Below are 13775 nucleotides of genomic sequence, written 5' to 3' on the forward strand. Positions count from 1 at the left end.
CTCTCGATGTTTATCCGCAGGAGATCACGCGGGTCTTGCTCAACCTGATCTCGAACGGCTTCTATGCCGCGATCAAGCGCAAGGAGGGGGCCGGCGACGGATTCGAGCCGACCCTGGGCGCGACGACGAAAAATCTCGGCAGCAGGGTCGAGATCCGGATCCGCGACAACGGCGTCGGAATCCTCCCGGAGGTGAAGGAGAGGATGTTCAATCCGTTCTTCACCACCAAGCCGGCCGGCGAAGGCACCGGGCTCGGCCTCTCCATGAGCCATGACATCGTCGTGAAGCAGCATGGCGGCACGATCGACGTGAACAGCGAACCCGGTGTATTTACCGAGTTCATCATTACGCTGCCTCGCGCGCTGGCAGCAGGGGACACGACCGGAGGCAAGAGTTGAACGTTTACATCCTGGTCGTCGATGACGAGCCCGACGTCGAGGCGCTGTTCCGGCAGCAGTTCCGGCGCGACCTGCGCGCCGGCCGCTTCCAGATGGAGTTTGCACCCTCCGCGCCCGATGCGCTCAGGCGCGCCGCCGAGGTCCGCGACCCCTCGCTGATCCTGATCCTGTCAGACATCAACATGCCCGGGATGAGCGGGCTCGACATGCTGCCGCATGTGCGCGCCGACCATCCGCACGTTCCCGTCATCATGATCACGGCCTATGGCGACGCCGAGACGCGCCGGAAGGCGATCGAGCGCGGCGCCGTCGCGCTCCTGACCAAGCCGATCGACTTTGCGCAATTGCGCCAGGAAATCGATACGAGACTCGAGCAGGCGGCATGATTCCGACCATCCTCTTCGTCGATGACGAGCCGGACCTCGAGGCCCTGATCCTGCAAAAGTTCCGCAGGCAGCTTCGCGAGGGGTTGGTCAACTTCATGTTCGCGCGCGACGGCCTCGATGCACTGGAGTCGATCGACCGGCATCCGCATGTCGACATGGTGGTCGCCGACATCAACATGCCGCGGATGGACGGGCTGTCGCTGCTGGCGAAGCTCCAGGAGGCCGAGGACAAGAAGTCGACCATCATCGTCTCGGCCTATGGCGACATGAGCAACATCCGCACCGCCATGAACYGCGGCGCGTTCGACTTTCTCACCAAGCCGATCGACTTCGCCGATCTGGAAACCACGATCCAGAAGACCATCCGCCATGTCGAGATGCTGCGCGAGGCGCGGCGCCGCCAGATCGAAGCCGAGCGCGCGCACGCGTCGCTGTCGCGCTATTTCTCGCCGGAGATCGCCAGGCGCCTGGCGGCGGATGTCGAGGGCGACGGCATGGAGGCGCAGTGGCGCGACGTCGCCACCATCTTCACCGACATCACCGGTTTCACCTCGCTGGTGGAGAGCGCGGCGCCCGAGACGCTCGGCGAGCTCCTCAACGAATATGTCGGCGGCATGACCGAGATCGTCTTCGCGCACGAGGGAACGGTCGCAAAGATCATCGGCGATGCGATCCAGGTGCTGTTCAACGCGCCGGGCGACCAGCCGGACTATGCGACGCGTGCGGTGGCCTGCGCGCACGATCTCGACGCCTGGGCCGAGGATTTCTGCGCGCGCTGGAGGGTGAGGGGTGTGAATTTCGGCACCACCCGCATCGGCGCCCATGCCGGGCCGGCGCTGGTCGGGAATTTCGGCGGCAACCGCTTCTTCGACTACACCGCCTATGGCGACAGCATCAACATCGCGGCGCGGCTGGAGGCCGCCAACAAGCATCTGGGGACGCGTATCTGCGTCAGCTCCAGCATTGCGGAAGCGGCTGAGAATTTTCGGGGCCGCCCTGTGGGCGAGCTGATGCTACGCGGACGCAGCGAACCTCTGCGCGCGTTCGAGCCGTTGCCGCAGGCCAAATTCGAAGCGCCGGCGACAGCGCGGTACTCCGAAGCGTTCGCCAAGATGGAGGCGGGCGATGCCGCCGCCATGCCCGCCTTTGCCGCGCTGGTCGGGATGCACGCCGATGATGCGCTGGCCGGCTTTCACCTGAGGCGGCTGCTCAACGGCGCCAAGGGCATTCGCATGCAACTGGAATAGGAGTTCGTCATGATTCGTGAGTTTTCCGCCGGCAATTATCGTTTCATTCCGTCCGTGTTCCAGTATTCGGCGGGTGCTGCGGCGGACGACGGCTACGAGATCGAGCGTGTCCGGTTCGACCGTCTCGTGCCGCTCGCCGAGGGTTTTGCGCTGGCGGCGAAGTTTATCCAGGAAGCGGGGCGTCCGATCACGGCGTTCTGTGCCTGCGAGCTGCGCTCGCCGGCGGCCTTCAGCGAGGAAGGCTTTCGCGCGTTCAACCTGCATTACGTCAAGACACTCTCCGAATGGGGTATCTTCGACGGCACCACCAATCCGGTGGCGCGCAGCAATGTCTGTCCCGAGATCGATCCGCCGTCCGAGCCGTCGTTCTATGCGTTCTCCTTCACGCGCCCGACAGGATCCAAGGCTCCGTCGTTCGTGATCGCCGGCGGCGCCGAAGCGCGCGAAGGCAGCGGTAGCTACGTCGAGCGTACCGTGCGTTACCGCGACCTCAGCCCGGACGGTTTGCGCGAGAAGGTGCGATTCACGACGACCTCGCAGATGGAGAACCGGATGACGGCGTTCGGTTTCGGCTGGAAGGACACCACGGGCGTGCAGGCCTATTCGGTGCACGACTTCCACCACGCGCTGGTCGACGAGCTGGTCCGCCGCGGCGCATTGCGCTCCGGCCTGACCTGGCACTTCGCCCGGCCGCCGGTGGTCGATCTCGAATACGAGATGGATTGCCGCCGCGTGATGCGCGAAGTGGTGATTTGAAGTCCTCGACAGCGGCGCTCTCTCCGTTCCCTCCCCCACAAGGGGGGAGGGAACGCACCTTCGTCGGGGCGCAAGTCGAGGCTCATCCCGTCAGGGCTTAGCGCTGGCGGGGGTCGAGCGCGTCGCGCAGGCCGTCGCCGAGCAGGTTCAGTGACAGCACCACCAGGAAGATCGCGAGTCCCGGCCAGATCGCCATCCACGGCGCCTGGGTCAGGAAGCGTTGTGCCGCGTTGAGCATGCTGCCCCATGACGGCGCCGGCGGCTGCTGGCCGAGGCCGAGGAACGACAATGCGGCTTCGGCGATGATGGCGGCCGCGATCGACAGCGTCGCCTGCACCAGAAGTGGCGGCAGGATGTTCGGCAGGATATGCGAGAACGCGATCCGCCACGGCGGATTGCCGAGCGCGCGTGCGGCCTCGACATAGTCCTCGGCCTTGACGCTCAACACCTGCCCGCGGGTCAGGCGGACGAAGATCGGGGTTGCCGAGATGCCGATCGCGATCATGGCGTTGCCGAGGCTCGGACCGAGGAACGCCGCAAGCGCGATCGCCAGGATCAGGAACGGGCAGGCCAGCATGGCGTCGGTGATCCGGCTGATCAGCGCATCGACAAATCCGCCGCGATAGCCGGCGAGCAGGCCGAGCGGCACGCCGATGCCGAGCGCGATCGCGACCGAGATGAGGCCTGCGAGCAGGGACGCGCGTGCGCCGTAAACGACGCGGCTGAGGATGTCGCGGCCGAGCTCGTCGGTGCCGAACCAGTGTGCCGCGGTGGGCGGCTTGCGTACCAGGCTCCAGCTCGTCGCGATGGGATCATAAGGCACGACGAGCGGTGCGAGCAGCGCAAGCCCGATGAACAGCATGATCACGATGAGGCCGAATACCGCTGCCTTGCGCTTGAACAAGCGTCGTCGGGCACGGCGCGCCGGGCTGTCCAGCTCGTCAGCCTGCATGACGGGAACGGCGGGCAGGGCGGCGTCGGTCATGGATCAGCCCCGCAGCCGTGGATTGACGAGGATATAGGCGACGTCGGCAACGAGGTTCAGCGTGATATAGACCGTGGCCGTCACCAGCACCACGCCCTGCACGACCGCATAGTCGCGGTTGAAGACCGCGTCCACGATCAGCTTGCCGAAGCCGGGAATGGAGAAGATCTGCTCGGTCAGCACCGCGCCGGACAACAGCGTGCCGAGCTCGAGCGCGCCGAGCGTGATGATCGGCGTGAGCGCGTTGCGCATCGCGTGCTTGAGGATGACGGAACGCTCCGAGAGGCCCTTGGCGCGCGCGGTGCGGACATAGTCGCTCTCCAGCACCTGGAGCATGGCGCTGCGGGTGTGCCGCATCAGGATCGCGGAGATCGCGTTGCCGAGCACGAAGGCCGGCATGATGGTGGCAGCCAGGCTCGCGCGCCAGTTCTCGGTGAGCGGCACATAGCCGGAAGCCGGCAGCCAGCCCAGCTCGATCGAGAACAGGAAGATCATGAGGATTCCGAGCCAGAAATTCGGCGTCGAGATTCCCCAGAGCGCGAACAAATTGGCGCCATAGTCCCACGCCGTGCCCTTCTTCACCGCGGAGACGATGCCGGCGGGAATGCCGATCAGGAACGCGATCAGGATCGCCATCGAGCCGAGCTGGAGCGTCACGGGCAGCTTTTGCGCGATCAGCTCGCGCACCGGCATCTTGTTGCGCAAGGACTCGCCGAAATTGCCGGTGAGAACTCCCTTGAGCCAATAGACGTATTGCACGGGGATCGGCTGATCGAGCTTGTACTGCTGCCGGATCTGCTCGATCGCGGCGGGATCGCGTTCCTCGCCGGCCATCACCAGCGCCGGATCGCCGGGCAGCAATTGCTGGAGCGAGAAGATCAGTACCGACACGAAGAACAGCGTCGGCACGATCTGAACGATGCGGCGTGCAAGGAAGTTCAGCATGGCCCCACGCGTTTCCCGGGTGATGCCGCGATCACTTGAACTTCAGCCCGACCACACGCACCAGTCCGTCGGGCATCTGCCTGTAGCCCTGGAGCTTGGTCGTATGCGCGATCAGGAGCTTGCGGTGGTAGATGTAGATGATCGGCAAATCGTCGAGCAGGATCTTGGTCAGCTTTTCGTAGATCGCCTTGCGCTCATCGACATTGGCCGTCAGCCGGCCGTCTTCCATCAGCTTGTCGGCGTCCGGATTCGAATAGACGCCATCGTTCTGCGGTGCCTTGCTGCGCATGAAGATGTAGGAGTTGCCGTCGGGATCGATGCGGCCGCTCCAGTTGATCTGGAAGATCTGGAACTCGCCGGCCTGGGCCTGCTTGAAGGTGGTTGCGAATTCGACGGCGCGGATCTTGATGTCGAAGCCCGCTTCCGCGGCCATCGACTGGATGACCTGGGCGACAGCTTCGTTCTCCGCGCCCTTGGGGATCATGTAATCCACCGTCACCGGCAAGGTGACGCCCGCTTCCTTCAACAGCGCCTTCGCCTTCGCGATATCGCGTCCCCGAACCGGGAACGCCTTCTGATAATAGGGATGCGTCGGACTGACCCACTGATTGCCGGGCGTGAACTCACCGTTGAACACGACCTGATTGAGGGCTTCGCGATCGATCGACAGATCGAGTGCCTGACGGACTTTCGCCGATTGGCTCAGCGGCCCCTTGGTCTTGTCGTTACCGATATTGACGGTCAGACCGAGATAGCCGAGCTCCGGCGCCGTCGACAGCACGAGCCGGGAATCGGCCCGCACGTCCTTGATGTCGGTGGCGAGCACGCGCTCGATCAAATCGAGCCCGCCGGACTTGAGGTTCGCAAGGCGCACCGTGGCGTCGACGATCGGCAGGAACACGACGCGGTCGATGTGGATGTTGTCCTTGTTCCAGTAGTCGGCGAATTTCTCGAACACCATGCGGTCCTGCTGCACGCGCTCGACGAATTTGTAGGGGCCGGCGCAAACCGGATGCAGGCCGAACTTGTCGCCAGCCTCCTTCGCAGCCTTCGGCGACACCATCATGCCGGAGCGGTCGGTGAGCTGGGCAATCAGCGGCGAGTAGGGCGTCTTGAGCACCAGCTTGATGGTGAGGGGATCGACGACCTCGACGTGGTCGACGCTGGCAAGCTCGGACTTCCGGAACGAGGTCGGCAGCGTCATGTGGCGCTCGATCGAGAATTTTGCAGCTTCCGCGTCCAGCGGTTCGCCGTCGTGGAACTTGACGTTCGGCCTGAGCTTGATCGTCATCTCCTTGCCGTCGGCCGAAGTCTCGTGGGACAACGCGAGCTGCGGCACGATGTTGAGCTTCTCGTCGATGTCGAACAGCTTGTCGCAGAAGGCGGAGAACACGATGCGGCCGACATAGGTGCGGCCGATGCTGGGGTCGAGGATGTCGGGGTCCTCGGCGATGCCGATGCGAAGCGTGCTCTGGGCCTGCGCTGTGCCCACGAGCGACGTCAGCAGAGCCGACGCCAGGATTGCCAAACGCATAGGACTCATCGCTCTCAACCTCTGTTTGACGGCCATGCCGGGTCCGTTCCCAATGAACTAACCCCGCTGCCGCGTACTGCTTCCGGGCGGCCGCTGAAGGCGGCGACCAATTTTTCAAGAACCGGCGAGAAGCCGCCGTCCGTTGGGACGATCGCCTCGGACGACGGCAATTCCGACGTTAGATGGCAAGCCGTTGCATGTCCGATGCCATCCGGCAGGAGTGTCGGCATCTCGCTGCGGCAGCGTTCGACCATATAGGGGCAACGGGTGTGGAAGCGGCATCCCGGCGGCGGGTTGAGCGCGCTGGGGATCTCGCCCTGGAGCACAATCCGGCTGCTCTTTGCCTGCGGTTTAGGCACGGGGATCGCCGACAACAGCGCCCGGCTATAGGGATGGCGGGGCGCCGAGAACAGTGCGTCGGCTTCTGCCGTCTCGACGATCTGGCCGAGATTCATCACCGCCACATGATCGGCGATGTGCTTGACCACGGCCAGATCATGCGAGACGAAAATGTAGGCAAGGCCGAGCCGGTCCTGAAGCTCGCGCAGCAGATTGAGGATCTGCGAGCGGATCGAGACGTCCAGCGCCGAGACCGGTTCGTCGCAGATGATCAGCTTCGGCTCGACCGCGAGCGCACGCGCAATGGCGATGCGCTGGCGCTGACCGCCGGAGAACTCGTGCGGATAGCGCCGTGCCAGTCGCGGCTCCAGGCCCACCAGCCGCAATATTTCCTCGACACGTTCGCGCCGCTGCGCCGGAGGCACGAGATCGTGCAGCGCCAGCGGCTCGGTCAGGATCTGGCCGACGGTCATGCGCGGGTTGAGCGAGGCGTAGGGGTCCTGGAAGATGATCTGCGCTTCACGGCGGAACGCGCGCAGCGCGGCGGCGTCGAGGGCGAGCAGGTCGCGGCCTTCGAAACGGATCGTGCCTGCATCCGGCTCGATCAGCCGCAGCACAAGGCGGCTGACGGTGGATTTGCCGCAACCGGATTCGCCGACGAGCGCCAGCGTCTTGCCGGCCTCGAGGGAGAAGCTGACGCCATCGACCGCCTTGATATGCGCCAGCGCCCGGCCGAACAGCGAACGCTCCGCGACGAAATGCTTGACCAGTCCTTCGACCTCGAGCAGCGCCATCACGACACCAAAAGTTCGAGCGGTGCGCGGATGCAGCGCGAGAGGTGGCCGGGGCTGACCTCGACGAGTGGCGGCGGCGCCCTGGTGCAGGCCTCCAGCACGAACGGGCAGCGTGCGCTGAAGCGGCAGCCCGCAGGCGGCTGCGCCATGTTCGGCACCATGCCTTCGATCGTGGCGAGCTGTTCGGCGCGATGATCGAGCCGCGGGATCGAGCCGAGCAGGCCGACCGTGTACGGGTGCTGCGGCATGGCGAACAATTCGTCCACCGGCGCGCGCTCGACGATCTCGCCGGCATACATCACCGCGACCTCGTCGCAGACCTCGGCGACCACGCCGAGATCGTGGGTGATCAGGATGATCGCGGCCCCGCTCGCCGCCTTCAACTCCCGCATCAGCTCCAGGATCTGCGCCTGCAAGGTGACGTCCAGCGCCGTCGTCGGCTCGTCCGCGATCAGCAGCCGCGGATCGCAGGCGAGCGCCATCGCGATCATCACGCGCTGGCGCATGCCGCCGGAGAGCTTGTGCGGATATTCGTCGATCCGCCGCTCGGGCGAGGGAATGTGRACGCGGCGCAGCAGTTCGATTGCGCGGTCCCGCGCGCTGCGGCGGGAGCCGCCGCGATGGCGCAGAATGGTCTCGATGATCTGCTCGCCGATGGTCAGGCTGGGATTGAGCGAGGTCATCGGCTCCTGGAAGATCATCGCGAGCCGGTTGCCGCGCAGGTCGCGCAGGGTCTGGTCCGAGGTCCGCAACAGGTCGAAGCCGTCAAACCGGATCGTGCCACTGACCTCGGCGCTTCCCTTTGGCAGCAGGCCCATGATCGCCAGCGACGTCACGCTCTTGCCGCAGCCGGATTCGCCGACGAGGCCGAGCGTCGCGCCATTGGCGACGCTGAGGTCGATGCTGTCGACGGCATGGGTGATGCGGCCGTCGTCGCCATGGAAACGGATGCGGAGATCCTTGATGTCGATGAGAGGGCTCGCGGTCATGATTGCCTTGCGCGCGCCGCGGCGATGCTGGCGTCGATGACGCTGCGATCGGTGTTGCCGGCCGGGTTCTGCCGCGTCGGCAGCGAACAGCGGAAATGTACCCAGAGCTCGTGGCTGACCTGTTCGAGCCGTTCGAGCTCGCCGAGCGGATCGGGATGATCGTCGGCGCGCAGATCGAGCGCCGGCCATTCTTCCTCGCCATGGATCAGGAGCGCGGCGGATTGCTTGCCGCGCTTGTCGCCGCCGGCGGCCTCGCCGGCCCGCATCGCCGCGAGCAGGCGGCGCGGAAAGGGCAGGCTGTCATTGGCGATGTACGTCTTTGCCGTCTCGTCGAGCACGTCCGCGCCCGCGAGCATGTTGCCCGCGATGGAGAAGCCGCTGCCGGAGATATGTCCGCACCAGTCGACGCAGTCGCGTCCGGTATGCGCGGCGATCTCGCCGCTGGCATCCATGATGTGGACTTGCCGGCTTTCGCGGCCGTCATCGGTCGCGAGCAGGGCGGCGAGGACGTCGTGCGCGTTCAGGCCCTCACGCAGCAGTTTGACGCCGTCGATGCCGTAATAGGGATTGACGAAGGCTTGCGTTGCGATGGCGCCGAGGCCGGCGGCGATGAAGGGAACGCGCGCGCCGACCGCGAAGAAGCGTGTCGCAACGGCGATGCCAAACTGGCCGGTGGCAGGATCGCGCGCGATGATCGACCAGGTCATATGCTTCCTGTCAGCGCCCTGCGGCGTAGCCCTGCATGCCGCGTGGATTGGCGGCGGCACGGCGGCGCACCCCGACGCGCGAGGCGGCGGTGAGGCGGCCCTCCGACCAGTCGGGGCCGACTTCCACGATATGGCCACGCTCGCGCAGGTTTTCGATCGTCGCCTTCGGCACGCGGTTCTCGACCACGAGCACGCCGGGGCGCGCGGTGCGCGGCCAGAATGAGATAGGGAAATGCTCGGAGTGCCAGGCCGGCGCGTCGATCGCCTCCTGGAGATTGAGGTTGCAATGGACGTGGCGCAGGAAGAACTGCGTGATCCACTGGTCCTGCTGGTCGCCGCCGGGCGAGCCCCAGGCGAGGTACGGCTCGCCGTCGCGCAGCGCCATGGTCGGCGACAGCGTTGTCCGTGGGCGCTTGCCCGGCGCGAGTGAGCTCGGTTGGTTCTCCTCCAACTCGAACATTTGCGCGCGGCTGCCGAGGCAGAAACCCAGCTCGGGTATGACAGGCGAGGATTGCAGCCAGCCCCCCGACGGCGTGGAGGATACCATGTTGCCGGCCTTGTCGATGATGTCGAAATGTACGGTGTCGCCGCGCATCTCACCGAAGCGACCCACGGTCGGCTCGCCGGCACCGAGCGCACCCACGGCTTCGCGTTGACCTTCTGCACGGCGCAGCTTGACCACGCCGCCAAAGCCCTCGACGGAGCCGGGCCGAAGGTCGAGCGAGGCTTTCTCGGTAACCAGTTTGCGGCGCTCGTCATTATAGGCATCCGACAGCAGCGTCCCGATCGGGATCTCGCTGAATTTCGGATCGCCGTAGAACTTTTCGCGGTCGGCGAAGGCGAGCTTGGCGCATTCGATCTGGAGGTGGATGAACTCCGGCCCGGTCGGGTCGAGCCCGTCGAGCGCAAAACCCTTCAGCAGCGCAAGCTGCTGCAGTGTCACTGGACCCTGGCTCCAGACACCGGCCTTGCAGACGGTGTAGCGGCCGTAGTCGTAGGTCAGCGGCGCCTCGACGGTCGGCTGCCAGCGCGCCATGTCGTCGGCGGAGAGCACGCCACGATGCGGCGAGCCGCTGACGTCCATCACTTCCTGGGTACGACAGAACTTGTCGATGGCTTCGGCAACAAAGCCCTGGGACCACGCCTTCCGCGCGCGCTCGATTTCGGCGTCACGGCCACCGCCGCCGCTTTCGGCCTCGTTCAGGATCCGGGTGTAGGCGGCGGCGAGCGTCTTGTTGGTGAAGAGCGTGCCGGGCTTCGGCACTTCGCCGTTCGGCAGATAGACCGCGGCCGAGGTCGGCCAGTGCTTGCGGAACAATTGCTCGACGGTCTGGATCGTGGCGCAGGCCCGCTCGACCAGCGGATGGCCGTCGCGGGCGTAGGAGATGGCGGGCTCCAGCACGTCGCGCAGCCGTAGCGTGCCGTAGTCGCGCAACAGCATCATCCAGGACTCGAAGGTGCCGGGGACACAGGCCGCGAGCAGGCCGGTGCCGGGCACCATGTCGAGGCCCTCGCTCCTGTAATGCGCGATGGTGGCGCGCGCCGGCGCCGGGCCCTGGCCGCAGATCACCTCGGTGCGGCCGCGCTTGACGTCATGCACGATGATGGGGACATCGCCGCCGGGGCCGTTCAGGTGCGGCTCGACCACCTGGAGCGTGAAGGCGGCGGCGACACCGGCATCGAAGGCATTGCCGCCCTTTTCCAGAACGGCCATGCCGACGGCGGTCGCGATCCAGTGCGTGCTGGCGACGACCCCGAAGGTGCCCTCGATTTCGGGCCTGGTCGTGAAGGGATCAGGATTGACGTTGCTGGCCATTGGACTTCGCTACCTTGTTTGCGGCGCGCGCAATTGATCACAGGCGATGCCGTGCCGCCAATGCGCAGGCCGCATGGCACGCGCGCGTCACGCCGGTACCGGCGCGGTGTTTACCGCATGGCAGGCGACGCCGTCGATCAGGCTCGGTGCTTCCTTGCGGCAGAGATCGAACGCCAGCGGACAGCGCGGATGGAAGGCGCAGCCCGAGGGCGGGTTGATCGGGTTCGGGATCTCGCCCTTCACCGGAATGCGCTGTCGGCCGCTCATCGCGAGATCGGGCACGGCGCCCAGCAGCATCTTGGTGTAGGGCATGCGCGGACGGGCGAACAATTCCTTGCCTTCCGCGATCTCGACGATGCGGCCGAGATACATCACGCCGACACGGCTCGCCATGTGGCGGACCACGGCGAGGTTGTGGCTGATGAACATGTAGGTCAGGCCGAACTTGTCCTGGAGGTCGCGCATCAGGTTGAGGATCTGCGCCTGCACGGAGACGTCGAGCGCCGATGTCGGCTCATCGCAGACGATGAACTCGGCGTCGGAGGCGAGCGCCCGCGCGATGGCGATGCGCTGGCGCTGGCCGCCGGAGAATTCGTGCGGAAACTTCAGCCGGTCGTCGGGATGCAGGCCGACCAGGCTCAGCAATTCCGCGACGCGGGCCTGGATGTCGCGCTCGCCCTGGATCAGGTCGAAGGCGCGGATCGGCTCGGAGATGATGGCATCGACGCGGAAGCGCGGGTTCAGGCTGGCATAGGGGTCCTGAAAAATCATCTGGATGCGGCGGCGCAGCTTTCGGCGCGCCTGCGCCTGCCGCGGGTCGGTCATCGATATGCCGTCGATCGTGACGTTGCCGGAGCTCGGCGGCAGCAGGCCGACGACCATCCGCGCCGCCGTGGTCTTGCCTGAGCCGGACTCGCCGACCAGTGCAAAGGTCTCGCCCTTCCTGATGTCGAAGGTGACGCCGTCGACGGCCTTGAGGTATTCGAGGTGGCCGCCTTCGAGCACGCGGTTGAGCCACGGCTTCGAGACGTCGAACACGCGGCGCAGGTTGTTGGCCTGGACGAAGGGGGCGCTCATGCCGCGCTCTCCGCCGGCACGTTGTCATAGAGATGGCAGGCGACGGATTGCGTGCCGCGCGGCAGCGGCTCCGGCCGCTCGACGCGGCAGCGGTCGAACGCGAACGCGCAGCGGGGATTGAACGAGCAGCCGTGCGGGATCGCCGACAGCCGCGGCATGGACCCGGGAATCTGCACCAGGCGCTTGTCGTCGCCGGCGAGCGTCGGGATCGCACCCATCAGGCCCTTGGCATAGGGGTGGAGCGGGTTCTTCACGACATCCTGCACCGGGCCGATCTCGGCGACGCGGCCGGCATACATCACCGCGACGCGGTCGGAGGTCTCGGCGATCACGCCCATGTCATGGGTGACGAGCATCACGGCGGTGCCGTGGTCGCGACCCAGGCGCTTGATCAGCGAAATGATCTGCGCCTGTACGGAGACGTCGAGGGCGGTGGTCGGCTCGTCCGCGATGACGAGCTCCGGCTCGGCGCAGATTGCCAGTGCAATGACCACGCGCTGGCGCATGCCGCCGGAGAATTCATGTGGATAGCCGTCGATGCGCTTCTCCGGCGCCGGGATTCCGACCTCGGCGAGCAGGTCGATGGCGCGGCGGCGTGCGGCCGTCTCGGACAGGTTCAGATGGGTTCTGATCGTCTCGATGATCTGGTCGCCGACCCGGTACACCGGATTGAGCGAGGTGAGCGGATCCTGGAAGATCATGCCGATCCGCTTGCCGCGGACGCGGCGCATCTCCTCCGGCGGCAGATTGTCGATGCGCAGGCCGGACAAACGGATCTCACCACCGGCGATGCGGCCGGGCGGGTCGATCAGGCCGATCACCGCAAGCCCGGTGACGGATTTTCCGGCACCGGATTCGCCGACCACGCCCAGCACCTCGCCCTTGGCGATGTCGAAGGAGACGCCGTCGATCGCGCGCAGCGTGCCGCGGCGCGCGGCGAACTCCACCTGAAGATTGCGGACGGAGAGAACGGGTTCGGTCATGAGCGAGGTGCTCTCATCGAAGTCTTGCTCATCGAAGTTTCGGGTTGAGCGCGTCGCGCAGCCAATCGCCGAGCAGGTTGATGGAAAGGATCAGTGCGGCGAGTGCGAGCCCGGGGAAGGCGACGATCCACCACTCGCCCGCGAACAGATAGTTGTTGCCGATGCGAATGAGCGTGCCGAKCGAGGGCATGGTGTCGGGCAGGCCGACGCCGAGAAACGACAGCGTCGCCTCGGTGATGATGGCAAGCGCGAGGTTGATCGTGGCGATGACCAGGATCGGGCCCATCGTGTTCGGCAGCACATGTCGCACCATGATCTTTGGTGCGGGCAGGCCGATCAGCTGCGCGGCCGCCACGTAATCCTTGTTCTTCTCGACCATCACGGAACCGCGCACGGTCCGGGCATACCCCACCCAGAAACTCAGGCCGATCGAGATCACCAGYACCACCAGCATGCTGTTGGCGTCCAGCCGGTTGCCGAGGATCGATTTCGCGATGCCATTGACCAGCAGCGCGATCAGAATGGCGGGGAACGTGAGTTGCACGTCGGCAATCCGCATGATCACGCCATCGACGGCGCCCCCGAAATAGCCTGCGATCAGCCCGAGCGCGATTCCGAGCGCGCCGGCAAAGATCACACCGGCCACGCCGACAGCGAGCGAGATGCGCAAGCCATAGAGGATGGCGGAGAACACGTCGCGGCCCTGTTCGTCGGTGCCGAGCAGGAACGGACTCTGGCCGTCGGCGGTCCAGAGCGGTGAGATCCGCGAGTTCATCAATTGGAGCTGCGCCGGATCGAACGGGTTCTGCACAGCGAGGA

14 protein-coding genes are annotated in these 13775 nt (G+C 65.8%); 4 read left to right on the plus strand and 10 right to left on the minus strand.

What is annotated here, in order from left to right:
• The 4 genes from ACXJL8_RS16090 to cnbZ form a co-directional block, all read left to right on the plus strand.
• A partial coding sequence (locus ACXJL8_RS16090; RefSeq protein WP_456685228.1) for a sensor histidine kinase occupies positions 1 to 398 on the plus strand: 398 nt, incomplete at its 5' end.
• The gene (locus ACXJL8_RS16095; protein ID WP_456623118.1) at positions 395 to 784 is read left to right on the plus strand and encodes a response regulator; all 390 of its coding nucleotides are present in this window, start codon (positions 395 to 397) and stop codon (positions 782 to 784) included. The genes ACXJL8_RS16090 and ACXJL8_RS16095, both read left to right, overlap by 4 nt.
• Positions 781 to 2031, plus strand: coding sequence for an adenylate/guanylate cyclase domain-containing protein (locus tag ACXJL8_RS16100; RefSeq protein ID WP_456685229.1), 1251 nt, complete (start codon positions 781 to 783; stop codon positions 2029 to 2031). Before ACXJL8_RS16095 ends, ACXJL8_RS16100 begins: the two co-directional genes overlap by 4 nt.
• Before the next feature lie 9 nt (positions 2032 to 2040).
• Entirely contained in the window at positions 2041 to 2787 is a 747-nt protein-coding gene (gene cnbZ / locus ACXJL8_RS16105; RefSeq protein WP_456623116.1) for a 2-amino-5-chloromuconate deaminase CnbZ, read from the plus strand.
• A 97-nt stretch (positions 2788 to 2884) separates the two neighbouring features.
• Here cnbZ and ACXJL8_RS16110 read toward each other — a convergent pair whose 3' ends face one another.
• The 10 genes from ACXJL8_RS16110 to ACXJL8_RS16155 form a co-directional block, all read right to left on the minus strand.
• Entirely contained in the window at positions 2885 to 3772 is an 888-nt protein-coding gene (locus ACXJL8_RS16110; RefSeq protein ID WP_456623115.1) for an ABC transporter permease, read from the minus strand.
• Positions 3773 to 3775: 3 nt separating this feature from the next.
• A complete protein-coding gene (locus ACXJL8_RS16115) occupies positions 3776 to 4717 on the minus strand; it encodes an ABC transporter permease (protein WP_456623114.1) in 942 nt (313 codons plus the stop codon).
• A 31-nt stretch (positions 4718 to 4748) separates the two neighbouring features.
• A complete protein-coding gene (locus ACXJL8_RS16120) occupies positions 4749 to 6260 on the minus strand; it encodes an ABC transporter substrate-binding protein (RefSeq protein ID WP_456685230.1) in 1512 nt (503 codons plus the stop codon).
• A gap of 5 nt (positions 6261 to 6265) precedes the next feature.
• Positions 6266 to 7384 carry an ABC transporter ATP-binding protein gene (locus ACXJL8_RS16125; RefSeq protein ID WP_456619292.1) on the minus strand — a complete coding sequence of 373 codons (1119 nt, stop codon included), beginning with the start codon at positions 7382 to 7384 and terminating at the stop codon, positions 6266 to 6268.
• A complete protein-coding gene (locus tag ACXJL8_RS16130; protein WP_456619291.1) occupies positions 7384 to 8373 on the minus strand; it encodes an ABC transporter ATP-binding protein in 990 nt (329 codons plus the stop codon). The genes ACXJL8_RS16125 and ACXJL8_RS16130 overlap by 1 nt, the downstream gene beginning before the upstream one ends.
• Positions 8370 to 9080 carry a DUF1028 domain-containing protein gene (locus ACXJL8_RS16135; RefSeq protein ID WP_456619290.1) on the minus strand — a complete coding sequence of 237 codons (711 nt, stop codon included), beginning with the start codon at positions 9078 to 9080 and terminating at the stop codon, positions 8370 to 8372. Before ACXJL8_RS16135 ends, ACXJL8_RS16130 begins: the two co-directional genes overlap by 4 nt.
• A 10-nt stretch (positions 9081 to 9090) precedes the next feature.
• Entirely contained in the window at positions 9091 to 10896 is a 1806-nt protein-coding gene (locus tag ACXJL8_RS16140; RefSeq protein ID WP_456619289.1) for a gamma-glutamyltransferase family protein, read from the minus strand.
• Positions 10897 to 10983: 87 nt separating this feature from the next.
• Positions 10984 to 11973, minus strand: a complete 990-nt coding sequence (locus ACXJL8_RS16145) for an ABC transporter ATP-binding protein (RefSeq protein ID WP_456619288.1) — start codon at positions 11971 to 11973, stop codon at positions 10984 to 10986.
• On the minus strand, positions 11970 to 12956 hold the full coding sequence (locus tag ACXJL8_RS16150) for an ABC transporter ATP-binding protein (RefSeq protein ID WP_456619287.1): 987 nt from the start codon (positions 12954 to 12956) through the stop codon (positions 11970 to 11972). The genes ACXJL8_RS16145 and ACXJL8_RS16150 overlap by 4 nt, the downstream gene beginning before the upstream one ends.
• Positions 12957 to 12984: 28 nt before the next feature.
• Positions 12985 to 13775 (minus strand): ABC transporter permease (locus tag ACXJL8_RS16155; RefSeq protein WP_456685231.1); only part of this gene is annotated, 791 nt, incomplete at its 5' end.

It is taken from the genome of Bradyrhizobium sp. P5_C11_2, assembly GCF_054049755.1.

Excerpts from the sequence above, each read along its gene's own strand:
- cnbZ (WP_456623116.1), top strand. The coding sequence starts at position 2,041 with ATGATTCGTGAGTTTTCCGCCGGCAATTATCGTTTCATTCCGTCCGTG.
- ACXJL8_RS16110 (WP_456623115.1), bottom strand. The coding sequence starts at position 3,772 with ATGACCGACGCCGCCCTGCCCGCCGTTCCCGTCATGCAGGCTGACGAG.
- ACXJL8_RS16115 (WP_456623114.1), bottom strand. The coding sequence starts at position 4,717 with ATGCTGAACTTCCTTGCACGCCGCATCGTTCAGATCGTGCCGACGCTG.
- ACXJL8_RS16120 (WP_456685230.1), bottom strand. The coding sequence starts at position 6,260 with ATGAGTCCTATGCGTTTGGCAATCCTGGCGTCGGCTCTGCTGACGTCG.
- ACXJL8_RS16125 (WP_456619292.1), bottom strand. The coding sequence starts at position 7,384 with ATGGCGCTGCTCGAGGTCGAAGGACTGGTCAAGCATTTCGTCGCGGAG.
- ACXJL8_RS16135 (WP_456619290.1), bottom strand. The coding sequence starts at position 9,080 with ATGACCTGGTCGATCATCGCGCGCGATCCTGCCACCGGCCAGTTTGGC.
- ACXJL8_RS16140 (WP_456619289.1), bottom strand. The coding sequence starts at position 10,896 with ATGGCCAGCAACGTCAATCCTGATCCCTTCACGACCAGGCCCGAAATC.
- ACXJL8_RS16145 (WP_456619288.1), bottom strand. The coding sequence starts at position 11,973 with ATGAGCGCCCCCTTCGTCCAGGCCAACAACCTGCGCCGCGTGTTCGAC.
- ACXJL8_RS16150 (WP_456619287.1), bottom strand. The coding sequence starts at position 12,956 with ATGACCGAACCCGTTCTCTCCGTCCGCAATCTTCAGGTGGAGTTCGCC.